At 57.2% G+C, this 16790-nt stretch carries 16 protein-coding genes and 2 pseudogenes; 5 read left to right on the top strand and 13 right to left on the bottom strand.

Annotated features, from left to right (window positions below; all coding sequences use genetic code 11):
- Window positions 1-25 precede the first annotated feature (25 nt).
- From V1289_RS36170 to V1289_RS36220, 11 genes are all read right to left on the bottom strand, one after another.
- Window positions 26-991 (bottom strand): 3-hydroxyacyl-CoA dehydrogenase NAD-binding domain-containing protein, encoded by a 966-nt coding sequence (locus V1289_RS36170; protein WP_334403390.1) that lies wholly within the window; start codon window positions 989-991, stop codon window positions 26-28.
- Window positions 992-1003: 12 nt separating this feature from the next.
- Window positions 1004-1768 carry an acetoacetate decarboxylase gene (locus tag V1289_RS36175; protein ID WP_334403391.1) on the bottom strand — a complete coding sequence of 255 codons (765 nt, stop codon included), beginning with the start codon at window positions 1766-1768 and terminating at the stop codon, window positions 1004-1006.
- 107 nt (window positions 1769-1875) lie between these two features.
- Entirely contained in the window at window positions 1876-2091 is a 216-nt protein-coding gene (locus V1289_RS36180) for a dodecin family protein (RefSeq protein WP_309183225.1), read from the bottom strand.
- Window positions 2092-2189: 98 nt separating this feature from the next.
- Entirely contained in the window at window positions 2190-3704 is a 1515-nt protein-coding gene (locus tag V1289_RS36185; RefSeq protein WP_334403393.1) for a WS/DGAT/MGAT family O-acyltransferase, read from the bottom strand.
- 2 nt (window positions 3705-3706) lie between these two features.
- Window positions 3707-4636 carry an alpha/beta fold hydrolase gene (locus V1289_RS36190; RefSeq protein WP_334403395.1) on the bottom strand — a complete coding sequence of 310 codons (930 nt, stop codon included), beginning with the start codon at window positions 4634-4636 and terminating at the stop codon, window positions 3707-3709.
- A 39-nt stretch (window positions 4637-4675) separates the two neighbouring features.
- Window positions 4676-5371: an ABC transporter ATP-binding protein gene (locus tag V1289_RS36195; RefSeq protein ID WP_309183229.1), complete on the bottom strand. Its 696-nt coding sequence runs from the start codon at window positions 5369-5371 to the stop codon at window positions 4676-4678.
- Complete coding sequence (locus tag V1289_RS36200) at window positions 5371-6123, bottom strand: ABC transporter ATP-binding protein (RefSeq protein WP_309183230.1); 753 nt, start codon at window positions 6121-6123, stop codon at window positions 5371-5373. The genes V1289_RS36195 and V1289_RS36200 overlap by 1 nt, the downstream gene beginning before the upstream one ends.
- Entirely contained in the window at window positions 6120-7421 is a 1302-nt protein-coding gene (locus V1289_RS36205; RefSeq protein ID WP_334403397.1) for a branched-chain amino acid ABC transporter permease, read from the bottom strand. The genes V1289_RS36200 and V1289_RS36205 overlap by 4 nt, the downstream gene beginning before the upstream one ends.
- On the bottom strand, window positions 7418-8365 hold the full coding sequence (locus V1289_RS36210) for a branched-chain amino acid ABC transporter permease (protein ID WP_334403399.1): 948 nt from the start codon (window positions 8363-8365) through the stop codon (window positions 7418-7420). Before V1289_RS36210 ends, V1289_RS36205 begins: the two co-directional genes overlap by 4 nt.
- A 78-nt stretch (window positions 8366-8443) precedes the next feature.
- A complete protein-coding gene (locus V1289_RS36215) occupies window positions 8444-9676 on the bottom strand; it encodes a branched-chain amino acid ABC transporter substrate-binding protein (protein ID WP_334403401.1) in 1233 nt (410 codons plus the stop codon).
- A 298-nt stretch (window positions 9677-9974) separates the two neighbouring features.
- Window positions 9975-11678 (bottom strand): long-chain-fatty-acid--CoA ligase, encoded by a 1704-nt coding sequence (locus tag V1289_RS36220; protein ID WP_334403403.1) that lies wholly within the window; start codon window positions 11676-11678, stop codon window positions 9975-9977.
- Window positions 11679-11947: 269 nt separating this feature from the next.
- On the opposite strand from V1289_RS36220, the gene V1289_RS36225 reads away from it, so the two are divergent.
- The 4 genes and pseudogenes from V1289_RS36225 to V1289_RS36240 form a co-directional block, all read left to right on the top strand.
- Window positions 11948-12301: a hypothetical protein gene (locus V1289_RS36225; RefSeq protein ID WP_334403405.1), complete on the top strand. Its 354-nt coding sequence runs from the start codon at window positions 11948-11950 to the stop codon at window positions 12299-12301.
- A gap of 343 nt (window positions 12302-12644) precedes the next feature.
- Window positions 12645-13176 (top strand): annotated as a pseudogene (locus V1289_RS36230) (class I poly(R)-hydroxyalkanoic acid synthase); the annotation flags it as partial.
- Window positions 13159-14199, top strand: coding sequence for a PHA/PHB synthase family protein (locus V1289_RS36235; RefSeq protein WP_334407812.1), 1041 nt, complete (start codon window positions 13159-13161; stop codon window positions 14197-14199). The pseudogene V1289_RS36230 and the gene V1289_RS36235, both read left to right, overlap by 18 nt.
- Window positions 14200-14356: 157 nt before the next feature.
- Window positions 14357-14515 (top strand): annotated as a pseudogene (locus V1289_RS36240) (ferritin-like domain-containing protein); the annotation flags it as partial.
- Window positions 14516-14694: 179 nt separating this feature from the next.
- Here V1289_RS36240 and V1289_RS36245 read toward each other — a convergent pair.
- Window positions 14695-15108 (bottom strand): hypothetical protein, encoded by a 414-nt coding sequence (locus V1289_RS36245; RefSeq protein WP_334403407.1) that lies wholly within the window; start codon window positions 15106-15108, stop codon window positions 14695-14697.
- A gap of 166 nt (window positions 15109-15274) precedes the next feature.
- Here V1289_RS36245 and V1289_RS36250 point away from each other — a divergent pair, with 166 nt between their 5' ends.
- Entirely contained in the window at window positions 15275-15607 is a 333-nt protein-coding gene (locus tag V1289_RS36250; RefSeq protein ID WP_334403409.1) for a hypothetical protein, read from the top strand.
- Here the strand turns inward: V1289_RS36250 and V1289_RS36255 are convergent.
- Window positions 15601-16341, bottom strand: a complete 741-nt coding sequence (locus V1289_RS36255; RefSeq protein ID WP_334395531.1) for a hypothetical protein — start codon at window positions 16339-16341, stop codon at window positions 15601-15603. The genes V1289_RS36250 and V1289_RS36255 overlap by 7 nt on opposite strands.
- Window positions 16342-16790: the final 449 nt, after the last annotated feature.

The following is a 16790-nucleotide window of genomic DNA, read 5'->3' on the forward strand; positions in this document are numbered from 1 at the left end:
AAAACTTGAGAAGACCTTCAGACGCTCATTCGGCTGCCTTGACCGCAGCAAGAGCCGTGAGGATTGCTAACTGTTTGGCGTCGCGCTCGCCTTCGAGCTGCTCTGGCGGTGTCGCGGCGAATGACGCTTGCGCCTGATCGATAATGGTCTTCTGTGATTTCTCGTCCAGCGTCACTGCAGCCTGGCTTTTCCACGCCGCTTCCATTCCGGGGGCAAATTGCCTGAAAAACGAGACGAAACCGCCGGGCCCGCCGCCAAGATGAAACGAACGGAAAGGCCCGTCAGCCGCCCAGCGCAGGCCTATCGAGCTGGTCACGATATCGTCGAGTTCATCTACCGTAACCACTCCCTCCAGCACGAGATGGCAGCACTCACGGAAGATCGCCCGCTGCAAACGGTTGGCGACGAAGCCCTGAATTTCCTTGCGGAGAACGCGCGGGACCTTGCCTACTGCCTTATAGAACGCGACGGCATCCGCAACAGCGTCAGGTTCAGTCAGTTCGCCCGGAACGACCTCCACCAGCGGAATCAGATGCGGAGGGTTAAACGGATGCCCGATCAGAAGGCGGCAGGGGTCCTTCATCTTGACGGATTGTTCGGTCGCGGTCTTTGCCGAACTGGAGGAGAGCAGCAGCGCGTGTGCGGGAACGTGTTGCTCGATGCGGGCCCACAAGTCCTGCTTGAATTCCACCCGTTCCGGACCATTCTCCTGCACGAGATCAGCGCTGGCGACAGCGCGATCAAGGTCGGCCTCGAAACGCAATTTCCTCGTCAGATCTTCGGTAGACAGGCCTAAAGCCTTGAGCGTCGGAGAGGCTTTGCGAATGTAATCATTCACGACCGCTTCAACGTCATCGCGCGGATCGTTGACAATTACCGTAAGACCGTGTGCAAGAAAAACCGCGGTCCACGACGCCCCGATTACGCCCGCGCCGATGACGGCAACTGTTGAGTAGCGCTCCAGAACATCCGAAGAAGCGGTCTCGTTCATGGCATGCTCACTTCATTTTGCTTCGCCGGGGGCGTCGGCCGGCTCGGCAAGATAATCGTAAATCAGTGTCGCCGGTGACAACGTCAGGTCAGTGAGAATGTGGCTGGCGGAGATGATCTCGCGCACAGGCAAATCGGCAAACGGCGCCAGCGCATGCTCGAACAACTGCAGTCGGGCGGGCCCGATCCAGGCACCCTTGACCGTCACATTGGTGATCTGGGTGCGTACCAGTTCGCAGATGCGCGGCCGTCCGGAGTAACCCGGCAAGATCTTGAGCATGAATGTCGGAACGCCGACTTCCTGCTGTGCTTTTTCGAGATCGAGTGGTTTGTGCTTGTATCCCATCGTGGCGGTGGCAACCCTAAGGACGCCATAATCCAGGGTGCCTACTAGTGTATCGGAATCGACGAAGAGCTTTGCCGACCCCAACTTCTTGGGAAAAGCGCTGAGTTCTCGGCCTGCGGCGATCGCCGGAAGATTATCTAGATACATTGCCAACAGAAATTCGCCTTGCTCCTGGCCCATGCGCACAACTGCGGCCTGGCCGCATTCGACGTAGGCGCCATACCCGGTCGTGTCGGGCATTTTCATTACTTCGAACCGAACCAGCGGCTGATCGATTTCGAGTGGTTCCGGTACCAGGTTTTCGAGCGCCTCGCGGTCGGTCCGGTAGGTGATGTTAAGGTATTCCCGCCGCTTGAACCGATGTGGACCCTGCACGAACGCCGGCGCACCAATCGGTGTCGTATACTGCTTGAGAACATCTTTCTTTTTCATTCGTCCGCTCACTCATCGCCGTTGCACGTGAATGCCGCGATCATCATCCGCAAATCGATGGCCTCACGACTAGAACCGGCCGGAGGCAACGTTTGCAGCGTCGAAAACTACTGCTGGCCTTCGTATTTGAAAGAAACCCTGACCTTCGCCCGGTAGGCCTCGACCTTGCCATCTGTGATTTGCATGTCGAGTTCGACAACTTCGGCCACGCGAAGATCTCGCAGACTTTGCGAAGCCCGTTCTACAGCAACGCGTGCCGCCTTTTCCCAGGACTCGGTGCTGGTGCCGACCAATTCGATAAGTTTATAAACGCTATCAGCCATGGCTTCCTCCCTTGTGATTGTTCTATTTTCGACCCCACGTGGATCGTCGCGCAAGCGATAACGCGTCGTCCGATCGGGGAACGGCCGGCCACCGCGACTCAGGCCGACCGCTGTGCGGCCTTCGCTTCCTTTATTTCGATCTTTTTCACCTTTGGCCCTTCTCTGCTCGCTGCGATTTTCAAGCGTTCAAATTCATCTGCCAAGAAATCCACCAGCTTTTCGATGTCGGGAACGGCGGTTCGGCAGGCGATCAACCCGAAATCGAGATTATCCAAATAGCTTTGGACGGTGATATTGAGGACGCTGCCGTTCGATGGAATCGAGACCGGGAAGTAGTTGATCATGCTCGCGCCTGCGCAATAGAGCGTTTCTCTCGGCCCCGGCACGTTCGAAATCAGGAGGTTCACGATGGCCGGCAGTCGCTCGGCAAGCTTGGCTTCTCCCATCAACCGTGCCATGCCGGTGATGATGATTGGCGCGCCCAGCCAGGTCATATCGGTCGGAATGACGTCGCGAATGTCCTCGAGCCGCTTCTTGGAATCGGTCGATGAGGCGACGATCGCCTCCAGGCGGCGTATCGGATCGGCAATGTCGGTAGCGAGATTGCACAGCATCGCCGTAACCTGGTTGTTCATATCGGCGTTGCCGGCCTTTCGCAGCGAAACCGGTACCGCTGCGATCAGCGGCCCATCGGGAAGTGCGCTCCTGGTTTCCAGATAACGGCGCAGTGCGCCCGCACTGATCGTCATGACGACGTCGTTCACCTTCGACTGTGTCAGCTTGGCTACAGCCTTCACTTCACGAAGCGAGATGGTGCAGGTTCCAAATGATCGCTGGCTCGACAGCGACGCATTTAGAAGGGTTTTCGGTGCAAGCGGAAGCAAGCGAGGTGGGTTCGCCAGATCCTCCGTAACGCGTTGTCCCACCTTCGCGATCGCTTTGCCGATATCGGGCCAAGACTGGTAGAACTCCCGCTGCTGGGTGAAAAACTTCGCGTAGGAATCGCTGATCAGCTCGAAGAGCTCGGGAGTCCTGCTGTCCTTGGCTGTCGGGGAGGGCGGTTGTGCGGGTTCGGGATCGGGTGAGGTAGCGAATATGACGGGAAGCGCAGCCATGCCCGCGCCGCCGTCGATACCGGCGTGGTGCATCTTGATGTAGATGGCGAAGCCACCGCTCTCCAGACCCTCAATCACATAGTACTGCCAGAGGGGTCGGGCGCGATCGAGCAGGATCATGTGCAGTCGCGCAACCAGGGTCTCGAGTTGCCCGCGTGTTCCTGGCTTCGGCAACGAAACGTGGCGGAAATGATAGTCAAGATCAAGATTGTCGTCGTGAACCCAGACCGGGTGATCGAGCTGGATCGGCGTCAAAGCCAGCTTACGCTCGAAGAAAGGAACGAGATGAAGCCGGGCCTTGAGATGGTCACGAAACGCCGCGAAAACGTCGCTATCCGCGGGGGGTGGATCGAAGATTGCCAGGCCGGCAACATGCATTGGAGATTCCGGTGTTTCGCCGTACAGAAAGCTGGCATCGAGAGCTGACAACCTGTCCATGGTATCCTCCCATCCGTTTATGAGCCTCAATCGCGGTGTCCAGTCGGGCTGCGCACTCAAGGCTAGTTGCTCTTCTCCATGATGATTGCCGGGTTCGATTGTTCATCTGCCGCCCGGCAATGCGTGGCGATCGCTTCGACGAGAATGGGAATGAGGCCGGTGGCAATGTCATGGCCCATTCCGGGAATAACCGTTAGGGTCGAACCCGGAATTTGGGCTGCGGTATGCCGGCCGGCTTCGACGGGAACGAGCGGATCGTCAGCACCGTGAAGGACGAGAGTCGGAACGGAAAGCTTCTGGAGCATCTCGACGCGCGATCCGCTCGCCACGATCGCTGCGAACTGGCGTCCTACTCCTGCTGGATAGTAGGATCGGTCGAAGGCCGCGCCGACCTTGGCTCGTAATTCGTCGTCCGGTGTCGGAAAGCCCGGACTGCCGATCGCACTGTAGATCCTCATGCCGTGCTCAATTGCCAACTCGCGGTCGCTGCCATCCGGACGGGCTAGCATGATCGCGGTCATCGCTTTGGGCTTCGCCTGCGGCAGACCGGGGTCGCCGCTCGACGACATGATGGAAACCAGACTTCTTACGCGATTGGGGTGTTTTGCCGCCACGATCTGCGCGATCATGCCGCCCATAGACGCTCCGACGACATGGGCTTTCTCGATCGCCAAGCGATCCATTAGGCCGATGGTATCACCGGCCATATCAGTCAGGTCGTAAGGCGGATTGATTTTCTCGCCAGCCATCACGCGCTGCAGGACCGCGCCGAGGTCGACCGGCGGCGCAGCCTCGAACTTGGTCGACAGCCCAACATCGCGATTGTCGAAGCGGACAACCCGGAGACCATGGGCGGCGAGGCTGTCGCAGAACGCCTCCGGCCAGGCAATCATTTGCGTGGCGAGGCCCATGATGAGCAGGATAGCCGGATTGTCCCGGTTACCTCTGTCGTCGTATGCGATCTCTATTCCATTGACTGATATGACTGGCATTCATACTCCACTCCACTCGCGGGCATCGAGGCGTCTGGCTCAAACCTCCAGCCATTCTTTTCGGACCGCGGCGTTGCTTGTCAGATTCGCGGGTGTTCCCTCGAAAACGATGCGACCGTGGCCCATCACGTAAACGCGGTGCGATATCCGCATGGCGATTGAGAGCTTCTGTTCGACAAGCAAAATAGCCACCCCGCGTCGTGCGATTTCTGCGATCAGGTCGCCGACCTGATGAACTATGAGGGGCGCCAACCCTTCAGTCGGCTCATCGATCATGATCAGTTCAGGGTCACCCATCAGCGTGCGGCACATCGTAAGCATCTGCTTCTCGCCGCCCGACATGACACCGGCGGCGGTATCCGCACGCGCCGCGAGGTTAGGAAACATTTGCAGCATGTCGTCGAGCCGCCATTTGCCGGGTTTGCGCGGGTCCTTGATGCCGAGCATCAGGTTTTGACGTACGGTGAGGCTTGGAAAAATATCGCGGTGCTCAGGAACGTATCCGAGGCCGAGATGGGCAATTTGATAGCTCGGCATCCCCGCTATGTCAGTTCCTTTGAACCGGATCGTACCCTGCGGCGGCACTTCTCCCATGATCGCCTTGACGGTCGTCGAGCGACCGACGCCGTTCCGGCCGAGCAGGCTAACGACTTCGCCGGCATCGATCCGCAGATCGACGCCCTGGAGGATATGGCTCTTGCCGTAGTAGGCGTGCAGGTCCTTGACCTCGAGCATCAGGCTGCCTCCTCGCCGAGATAGGCTTCCTTGACCTTGGGATCCGACCTAATCTGGTCCGGCCTTCCGGTCGCAATGATGTGGCCATAGACCAGCACCGAAATTCGGTCGGCCAGTCCGAACACGACGCTCATGTCATGCTCTACGATCACCAATGTTCGTCCCTCGGTGAGGCGGCGAATGAGCGAAACTGCCCGCTCCGTTTCCGCGTGGCTCATGCCCGCGGTCGGCTCGTCAAGGAGGATGACGTCGGCGCCGCCGGCAATGGTAATGCCGATTTCCAGCGCGCGCTGTTCGGCATATGTTAGCAGCCCGGCCGGTACGTCGCGGCGTGCAGCGAGACCGATGTCCGAGAGCACCTGCGCCGTTCGGTCGCGGACCTCCTTTAGATTATCGATGTTCTTCCAGAACGAGTAATGATGGCCGTCGGTCCAGAGCACCGCGCAACGCAGATTTTCCCAAACGGTCATATTGGCGAATACGTTCGTTACCTGAAAGCTGCGCGATAATCCGCGACGGTTGATCTGATAGGGCGGAAGGCCGGAAATCGGCTCGCCGCGGAGCTTGACGCTTCCGGAGGTGGGCGCCATGTAGCCGCTGATGAGATTGAACGTTGTCGATTTGCCCGCACCATTGGGGCCAATGAGCGCGTGCCGTTCGCCCTGTGCTACGCTTAAGTTCAGGTCGCGGATGATCGAGATGTTGCCGAAGCTTTTTTGCACGTCCTTCAGCTCTATGGCGGGCTGGGTCATGCGTGGTATCCCCTTTCATGCGCCGCCATGAGCGCGTCGTCCCACGCGTGCGCAAGCCTGCGCCAAGTCTCTCGCGCAACGATGAATCCGGCGATTATCAGGAACAGAGCAATGATCCACGTGATCGGACTCGAGGCGTTGAAGTTCATGCCGAAGGCTTTGATATTTGGGTCATCGCCCGGGTTCACGGTGTGATGTACGACAGTTTCGAGCGCGAGAACGAGACCTGCGACCAATGCAAGCGTCGGAACGAGGGCTATCAAATAGGACGGCAATACCTTACCCAATGTGCCGCCCTTGAGCAGCGGCCGGTGCATCATCAGAAGCCCTGTGAGGCCTCCGGGCGCAAACGTCACGACCGCTATGAAAAACAGTCCGAAGTAGAGCTGCCAGACCGATGTCAGATCGCTTAAGCTCAGCGATAGCACGGTAACGAATATGGCTCCGACAATCGGTCCAATAAAATAGCCAATGCCACCGATATACGTCGAAAACAACACAGTTCCGGACTGTACGGCGCCGAGATAGGCCGAGTTGGCGATTTCAAAATTGATCGCGGCCAGGGCTCCCGCGATGCCGGCAAAGAAGCCGGCGAAGCAAAAGGCCAGATAACGAACGACGTGGGGGTTATAGCCAACGAACTGAACGCGCTCAGGATTGTCACGCACGGCATTGCACATGCGGCCAAGCGGGGTGCGCGTCAGCGCGTACATGGCGATGACCGCCAGCAACGTCCATGCCGCGATCAGATAGTAGATTTGAATTTGAGGTCCGAAATTCCAGTCGAAAACCCGAAACAATTTGGTACGGTTCGCTGAGATGCCGGCTTCGCCCCCGAAGAACGTGCGCAAGATGAGGGCCGACGAGGCGATCAGCTCGGCAACGCCAAGTGAAATCATCGCGAACGCCGTTCCGCTGCGCTGGGTCGAGACCCATCCAAGCAGTGCAGCGAAGAACAATCCGGCCAAGCCGCCGACCAGAGGAACGACGGGCAACGGGATCGGAAGTTTGTTGGCGCTGATGATGTTGATGGCATGAATCACCAGAAAGCCGCCAAGGCCGTAATAAACGGCGTGTCCGAACGAAAGCAGTCCGGTTTGGCCGAGCAGGATGTTATAGGATAGGGAGAAAATGATGGAGATGCCGATCAGACTAAAGGTCGTCAGAGCGCCCCCCGAACTGAAAATCTTCGGCAGCACCAACAGCATCAGCGCTGTGGCAACCCAGATGCCATAGAATTTCAGTTTTTCGCTGAAGGCCGGGTAGGGTGGCGCTACGCTTGAAGTCAATTCACTCATGTTTCACGTGTTCCCAGCAGGCCCATCGGGCGAAAGATCAGAATGAGAACCAGCAGTACATAGGGCATGATCGGCGCGATCTGAGCGACCGAGACGCCCCAGATGTCCGCCAGCCAGGTTTGCGCGTAGGCCGGACTTAGCGGGCCAAGCGCGCCGGCAAGTGAGCCATTCATCGAGACCGCGAAAGTCTGGACGAGGCCAATCAGCAGCGATGCAACGAAGGCGCCCGGTAGCGAACCGAGTCCTCCAACGACCACGACCACGAACAGGATTGGTCCAAGTAGTGCCGCCATGTTCGACTGCGTCACCAGCGCGGGGCCTGCGATCACGCCAGCGACGGCGGCGAGCGCCGTACCGACCCCGAACACCAGCATGAAGATGCGCCCAACATTGTGGCCGAGATGCCCGACCATATGCGGATGCGTAAGGGCTGCTTGAACGATCAAGCCGATGCGCGACTTCTTGAGGACCGCTAGCAGGCCGACAAAGATCGCTATCGATACCAGCAGCATGAACATCTTATAGGCCGGGTAATTGGTCGAGAAGATTCTAAAAGCGGGAAAATCCAATGACGCCGGAATGCGGAAATCGACGGGGCTTTTGCCCCAGATGATCTGTACGATCTCCTCGATCGCGAAGGCCAGGCCGAACGTAAACAGGAGCTCCGCGACATGACCGTTACGGTGGACCCGTCGCAGCCCAAATCGCTCTACTGCCGCACCAAGCGCCCCTGCCAGCAACGGAGCGATGAAGAGCGCGGGCCAGAAGCTAACCCATCGGCTGATCTGGAAGCCAAAAAATGCGCCGAGCATGTAGAAGCTTGCATGCGCGAAATTGAGAACGCCGAGCATGCTGAAGATGACGGTCAGGCCGCTTGCCATCAAAAACAGCAGCATTCCGAATAGAACGCCGTTCAGCGTGGATATGACGACAAGTTCTAGCACGACACTCCACTCCCGAGAGATGAGCCGACCTCGCTCCGGCGAGCGCCGGAGCGCACGAAGTTTGCGCGGTGACGCCGGTTAGTTCGGGCGCTCCATCTTGCAGGTCGTGGGGAGCATGGTCTGCTCCGGATCGATCTTCGCAGCTTGCCGCCAGCCCCAACCGGTCTTTTCCTCGTCGAACAGCTCTTTTTCCGTGCGATCGCCGAACGAGGCGATATACATGGGCTGGAAGAACTGGTGATCGTCCTTCCGCATGGTGCCCTTGCCGCCGTCATAGACGTCGAATTCCATGCCTTCGAGCGCTGCGGCAACCTTGACTGGATCGAGCGACTTGGCCTTTTCCGCCGCGGCCGCAAACATTCTCATCTCGTTGACGGCACGCGGATAGAACAGGCTGAAATCATATTTCGCCCGCAGCGCCTTCTCGAAAGCGTCCGCCGCCGGATTGCCGAGATTCGGAATTCCCTCGGCGATCTGGAAGACCTGATGATTGAGGTTTGCCTGCTTGATCGCGGTGGGACCGCCGGTGCCGCCCGCATAGTAGGTGTACCAGTTCACCTTTAGTCCGGCGTCGGCACTAGCTTTGAGGAGCAGCGCAAAATCCTGCCCCCAGTTGCCGGTAATGACGCTGTCAGCACCAGACGCCTTGATCTTCGCAACGTACGGTGCGAAGTCGGTAATCTTCAGCAACGGATGCAATTCGTCGCCGACGATCTCAATGTCCGGCCGCTTCGCCTTGAGCATGCTCTTTGCGGCGGAGCGGACCGATTCGCCGAACGAATAGTCCTGGTTGATCAGATAAAGCTTCTTGATGGCTGAAGCGCTCTTCATGTAGTTCGTGAGCGCTTCCATCTTGATGTCGGAATTTGCATCCCAACGGAAATGCCAGAAGTTGCACTTTGCATTGGTGAGCACCGGATCCACCGCAGCGTAATTGAAATAGAGGATCTCTTTGCCGGGATTACGTTCGTTATATTTTGACACGAAATCCGTCAGCGCACCGGCGACTGACGACCCGTTGCCCTGGGTGATGTAGCGCACGCCGGCGTCGATCGCCTTCTGCGCCTGAATCAGGCTTTCTTGAGGATTGGTCTTATTGTCGAGGGGAACGATCTCGACCTTCTTGCCGAGAATGCCGCCCTTGGCATTCAACTCGTCAGCGAGAAATTGGAAGGTCTTGAAGCCGACCTCGCCGACGCTGGCACCGCCTCCCGAGAGCGGATCGATGTAGCCGAGTTTGACCGTCTCTTGCGCAAGCGCCGCACCGCCGAGCATCGGCAACAAGGCAGCAACTATCATCCACTGACGCATGGCACTCCTCCTTCTTGGTCGCTCTTTTTCGAAGGCTCGTAAGAATCGCCAACCGCGAAAAAAACAGACCGGAAGACGAATGCCTTCTGTTTCGCAAGTGTTGTCCAATACCTCGAAGGCCGCAAGCGAATAAATTGAACCGACGTTTGAAGCGTCAGGAATTTCATCCGGGGCCGGCCGGCAAGGCTGGCATCCCAGCGGGCTTGGCTTCGAGAAGGATGGTGGCACATTGTTTGCGATGCGCGCCGCGCGTGATCGCGAGAAAACTTTCAGGACTACGGAGCTCTGAATTCAGAATTCATTGTTGGGCAACGCGCTTTCTGGCTTCCTCCTCGTAAAGCTCCTTCTTAGACAGCTTGCCGACGGCCGTCCTCGGCAGGGCATCGCGAATTTCCAACGCGCTGATCATTTCGTGCTTTCCCAACTTGTCCTTGAGAAAGTCCTTCATCTGCTCGAGCGTGACGGGGCTTGAGTTGGTCTTGAGCTTCACGAAGGCCTTTGGCGATTGGCCGCGATAGTCGTCATGGATTCCGATCACGATGACCTCTTCAATGCCTGGATGCTGGTAAATTGCCTCTTCGATGATGCGCGGGTAGACGTTAAATCCGCCGCACAGCAGCATGTCCTTGGTACGGTCGACAATGAAGACGTATCCATCTTCGTCCATGTATCCGACGTCGCCGGTTCGAAGGAAACCGTCCTTGGTCGTGGCCTCCTTTGTTGCAACTGCGCGCTTCCAATATCCCCGCATGACGTTGGGACCGCCGATGCAAATCTCGCCTTTTTCGCCCAAGCCCACGTAGCGAGACGGATCGTCGACGTCAGCAAACTTGATGGTGATGCCGGGAATGGGAATCCCGCACGAGCCGGGCTTCACCGCACCTTCCAGTGGTGTGAATGTACCTGTCGGTGACGTTTCGGTCATGCCCCAGCCCTCGGCCAATCGGCAGCCAGAGATGTCCTGGAAGCGTTTCTGGACCTCCAGAGGAAGAGGGGCTCCTCCGGACGCGCACCACTTGATCGAAGACAAATCGAGATCTTCAACGCCGGGATAGTTGATGATCGCGACATACATCGTTGGTACGCCGGGAAATACCGTGACTTTCTTCTCGGAAATGTCCTTCACCACCGCTGCCGCGTCGAACCGGGTATGCAGGATCAGCTCTGCGCCGATGCGCATACCCAACAGCATATTGACCGTCAGCGCATAGATGTGGAACGGCGGCAGGACGGCAAGAATCCGCTCGCGCCCTTCGTCGAGGAGTTGCGGCTCCGTATGCGTCGTCTCAACGTATTGCGCGGTTGCGGACGAAAGGTTGGCGTGCGTGAGCATCGCGCCTTTTGGAAGTCCGGTCGTACCCCCGGTGTATTGAAGTACCGCCACGGACTCACGCAGATCGGCAACCGGAAACGCAACATACTCGCCATTGTTATTAACAAGCTCGTCAAACGTCACGTGCTTGTTATCTTTGGGGACCGCGACGGTTTCGCCATTGTGCGACATTTGAGCGCGCACGGATTCGGGCGCCGGAGTCATTTCCGCTAAGTTGCCGACCACGAGTGTTTTCAATCTCGTCCTGCCGAGCAGCCGGCCCATCTGCGGGTAAAGCGCCTTGAGATCGAGCGTCACCAATATGTCAGTCTCGCTGTCCTCGACCTTGTGCTCGAGGACCTTTTCCGCATCCAGAGGCGAGTAGTTGACTACGGTGCCACCCGCCTTCATCACGCCGAAGAATGCGATGACGTAATGAGGTGTGTTGGGGAGATAGAGACCGACGTGTACGCCAGGGCGCACACCGAGCTTTTGGAATCCCTTGGCCGCTCGATTAGCTAGATCGTTCAGCTCCCGATAGAGGATCTTTTTGTTCATAAAATTGAGCGCGGGATTATCCGACCATTTGGCGGCAGATCGCTCCAGAATCTGCTGGACCGGCATAATCGTCAATTCTGCGTCCCAGCGAACGCCTCGCGGGTACGATTTGATCCAGGGCGCTACAGACATGTAGTCATTCCTTCGAGCACTGCAGCGGTGCGTAAAGATCAACGACCGCCAAATCGCGTGAACTTGAATTTTGTACAGACGACAAACGCAACGGGGCTCGCTTGATCCTACGTCCCCATCACTTGATGATTGTCCCGTTCTATCGCATTGACAAGAGTTGTCAGCCGATCGGTGTTTTTGCAGTGCGGGAACATTTTTAATCGGCCAGCTAATGGCCTTCGGCACCACATCAACGTATCGTTCAGAAGATCGGTGTGCGGAGACCTACGATGAGACTACGCGCGCTGTTGTGCTTGTCCGGATCGCTGATTCTCGCCGTAGGAACTGCGCGCGCCGTTGTTCGGGGGCAGTTTGGGAAAATCCCTGACGATGTTCGCGCATGGTTCAAATGCGTGCGTAGCCCCGCCGGCGTTCCTTGCTGCGACATTTCCGACGGACATCGAACGATCTACGACGTGCGTGCGGGAGTCTACTGGGTACCGATCGACGGTGTCTGGTGGCAGGTCCCGGAGAAAGCGATCGTTCGAAGCGTAGGTAATCCGTTAGGTGAAGCCGTTGTCTGGTATGTCAATGTTCGCGGCAATATCGACATCCGTTGTTTCGTTCCGGCCGATGCGAGTTAGGACAGCAAGAGGGTAACGATGGTTGGTTTTGTTGCGGCGCGATATCCATCGGAACCGATCGCTGGTGTGCGGCTGTATCGATCGAAATTTGTGTTGTGGAATGTGTGGGCCCGTATCAAGCATGATACCGGTCAAAACCAACAAGAGTTGCCGATCGTTGGAGGCTTAAATGAAAGGTACGTCATCGCCGGACGATCCGTCTGCCTATCTTGAAAACCTGATGCATGCGGGCCAGCAATCGATGAAGCGGTTTGACTATGCGCTCGCGACGGCAATGGGAGTATCCGACAAGAGTTCGGCCCCCATGGGTCAGGTCTTTTCGCCTTTTACGTTCGCGATAGATATGCAGCGCGAGTACGTCACGCAAATCTGGCGGTTCTGGAACGCCGCGGTCATAGGGACACTTACCCTCGGCACAAAACCTGCGATCCCGCCAGTTCGCGGCGACAAGCGCTTCAAGGACCAAGCGTGGCAGGAGACGCCTTACTACGATCTTCTCAAACAATCGTATCTCCTCGCCTCAACACAACTGCACGAGCTGGTTGATCACGCACAGGTCGATAACAGAACGAGGCTGCAGCTTCGTTTTTACGCGCGTCAATTCATTGACGCGATGAGTCCTTCAAATTTCCCCGCGACCAATCCGGAAGTCATACGGAAAGCAATCGGCGAGTCTTACCGCCGGAATCCAGAATCTGATCGAAGATATTCAGAAGGGACGAATTACGAGGGTCGACGAATCTGCTTTTGAAGTGGGTGGTAACCTCGCAGTTACACCGGGCTTCGTCGTCTTTGAGAACGAATTGATCCAACTGATCCAGTACACGCCGAAGACGCCCGACGTCGAGAAGACGCCGTTGCTGATTGTACCGCCTTGCATCAACAAATATTATCTTCTCGATCTAGGTGCAGGGAATTCGCTTGTCGAATATGCCGTCGCCCAAGGTCATCAGGTCTTCCTGATTTCCTGGCGGAGCGCGGTGCCTGAGATCGGACACCTGAGCTGGGATGATTATTTGAGGCTTGGCCCGCTCAAGGCTATCGATGTGGTACGCGATATCGCCAACGTCGACGAAGTTCACGCGCTCGGCTTCTGCGTTGGGGGCACTATTTTGAGCTGCGCAGCGGGGGTGCTCGCCGCGCGTGACGAAAACAAGCTCGCGACCATCACGCTTTTGACCACCATGCTCGACTTTACCGACACAGGCGATATCGGCCTGCTGATCGACGAGGGCTCGGTTGTCTTGCGAGAGGCGACGATCGGAAGAGGCGGCGTCCTTCCCGGCATAGAGTTGGCCTTCACGTTCGGAACGTTACGCGCCAACGATCTGATCTGGCGCTATGTGGTCGACAGCTATCTGAAAGGCGCGACGCCTGACGCATTCGACCTGTTGTACTGGGACTCCGACAGCGTCAGCCTGCCAGGCCCGATGTATTGCTGGTACGCGCGCAATACATATTTGGAGAACAACATCAAGAAACCGGGCAAGACCACGCAGTGCGGAGTTCCCATTGACCTCTCCTTTGTCAAAGTGCCGCTCTATATGCTGGCCTCGCGTGAGGATCACATTGTTCCATGGCAGACCGCGTACCGCTCGAAGGATCTGATCGGAAAAGACCAACGCTTCGTCCTCGCGGCTAGCGGTCACGTTGCTGGCGTCATTAACCCGCCGGCCCGCAACAAACGCAGCCACTGGCTGAATGATGACCTGGGATGCGACGCGAAGGATTGGCTCGAGAACGCCGAAGAGAGACCCGGGAGCTGGTGGCCCGATTGGGATGTTTGGATGAAGCGACACTCCAGCGGGAGGATTCCTGCGCCGGCGCAGGCCGGCAACGCCAACTATAACGTCATCGAGCCGGCACCTGGCCGTTACGTGAAGCAAAAATCAAACTGAAAGAAGCCAAGAAAGGATGCAAACGCCCGTCAATAGGGGCTTTTCTGATTCTCAGATCGTCGCGAAATTCTCAATTTCGAGAGTTTGAGGCTGAAATTGCCGAAAATCTCCGGCGAGGAATGCGACAAGCGATGCGTGCTTCCGTGTCGGCCGGTTGAACGGTGTAAAGGACTATGTGACACGCGAACTCTTCGAGCAGCTGATGCACGACGAGGAACATCATATCGATTTTCTTGAAACCCAAATCGACCTCGTCGCTAAGCTTGGCCTTGAGTTCTATGCCCAACATCATATCGGGGGGTTCGACGCGAGCTAATGGCGCGGAAGATGGACGCGCATCCTCTCAACCTGCTCAGTCGCTGAATTACGATGTTACGACGCTGTCCGATCCGCCCGTTCAAATAATCAAGTTCTGTTGAATATTGGTGTGTATACCCAAAACTAAACTCGGGAGTAGTGGTGATGGAGTCCGCCAAGGATGGACGTGAAGCGCCTTCAGATTCCTAATGGCGGCAGGTAGCAAAAGACCGTATCGGCTCGATTCAAAAATATAATTCCATGACCCACAGGATTGCCTTCATTCCATTTGATCTTGTTGTTTGGAACGACAATCTTTGTACCAATATCGCGGTGCCGTCGTCCTAATGGCTCGTCGTCACGCGGATCGGTGATGATCGCGATATATTGACCGTCTGACGTTGCCTCAAAGGCATCAGCCCAATATGCGTCTGCTTCACCGCAACACGACACCGCAGGGTTATCAGGTTGCTTTAAGTCCTGATACCATCTTTTCAAATCAGCGTTGGCAGGGTCGTCCCATTGGCCGAGGTCGCGCGCGTTGATCGTCGTGTTGGCAAGCAGCGCGACGACAACGTCCAAGGTAATTTTGATGACGACGTTGCGAGCCATGCTGCAGCCCGAGGACGCACAAAGAGAGAATGCACGCCAAATCGAAGTCAAAAGTGAGGCGTCGATCCGTCTCTCCCAGGAGATCGACTTCGCTTGTCTTGAGAATCAAGCGGTCCGCTACCGTGGCATCCTGCCGAGAAACCGAGGACGTCGCACGGATTAACAAATGCACCTCATCGCACCGGATGGCCGAACTCATAACCACGAACGATACAATCACCCTGTTCCGCGTGCCGCCGTCCCGTTCATCGGCAATGGTATGCCGAAACGCTCAATTTACCCGGGGTATGCTACCTTCAAGTCGTCAAATGGCTATTCAAGGAAAACCAGATCGCTGAACGACGCCTCTGTCGCCCTTGGGCAACAGATCGATCTGACGCAACTTCGCGTACCAATCTTTCTTCTCGCTGCCGGCAAGGTCGTTTCGGCGGATCAACTGTTCGCGACAACACGGCTAGTCGGCACACCGGTCGAATTGTTGCACACACCACGTCAGTGAAGGGTCAAACGTGACGAAGGACGCTCGGCCGAGCCCCAGGCGCGAAAGACCGTTTCTGCTATCTCGCTGACGGAGATATCGAGCGTCCGGGTCCCGTCGCGCTTGGCAGGGTAGAAATCGCGCACCGGAGTGCTGATCACGAACGGCAGAACCGCCAGTCCAAGATAGCGTCCCGACGAAAGGATGGTCGTCGGGTCGGCGCGTAGTGCACCAGGTGTCGCCAAACCCCACTCTGACGTCCTCTGCCATCCGAGGAGTCTTATTTCCCAATCGGAATCGTTCAATTTGAAATCAGGTTCCGAGATCGTCTCTATCGCTCCCGAGAACGCGGCCTCGATCAAGGGCAGGTGTTCGAGATATCGGCGCTTCAACGCGTCCCTGAGCGAACGGAGTTCGGCAAGGACGGTTCTGGCTGCATCCGCGTCCTCCAGGGCTATCGCGGAAAGTCCGTATAAGGCGTCGAACACTCTGACCGGGTGCGTCGCGTGGGAGACCACCCGCAGATACTTTTCCACGACGTCAATTCCGAACGCTATCGCCGAACGGGCGGCGCAGGCCGCCAGCCACAGCGTCCGTTCGCGCAGCAGAGGGAACGTGGGCGTCCACGAGACCCACTGTATGCGCTTCGCCATATCCGACAGCCAAGGGTTGGCCTCCGGCGCCGACGACAGAAGTATCGTGTTGCCCATGGCGTGCATCGCCATCCAATATTGGGCAAATCTGGCCTCGTTCATTTTGGACCCGAGTATGTCGTACCTGATCGTGTCCACTAGGCTACTCATCCTAGTCGCACATCGATAGGCGAGATGCTCAAGCACGGGAGACCATTCGATCAAACGGCCGAACTGCTGCCGCGACGGCAAACCCCATCCGTGGACCAAGGGCTCCATCAGCTTCCACGCCCTTCTGAGGGCCCTCGTTTCCGCCGATGCCGCGTAAACCGCATCGCCGAGCGCCGGTTCGCGCGTCACCGCTTGCCCAAGGTCGATCGAAGGCAACCCTTCAGGCTTTTGGCGGCGCACGGCAACCGATCCCTTAGGATCGATCTCGATCCATGCACTTGTCTGCATGTGGCGCACGAAGATCGGTTGACTTTCCGATGCACCGGCGAGCGCTCTCAAACGGCTCCGAAGGGATCGGTTCAGTCCGATTCCGATCGAGAAGGCGATCGACGATTCCATTG

Origin of the sequence: Bradyrhizobium sp. AZCC 2289 (assembly GCF_036924615.1) — a bacterium.
Taxonomy (GTDB): domain Bacteria; phylum Pseudomonadota; class Alphaproteobacteria; order Rhizobiales; family Xanthobacteraceae; genus Bradyrhizobium.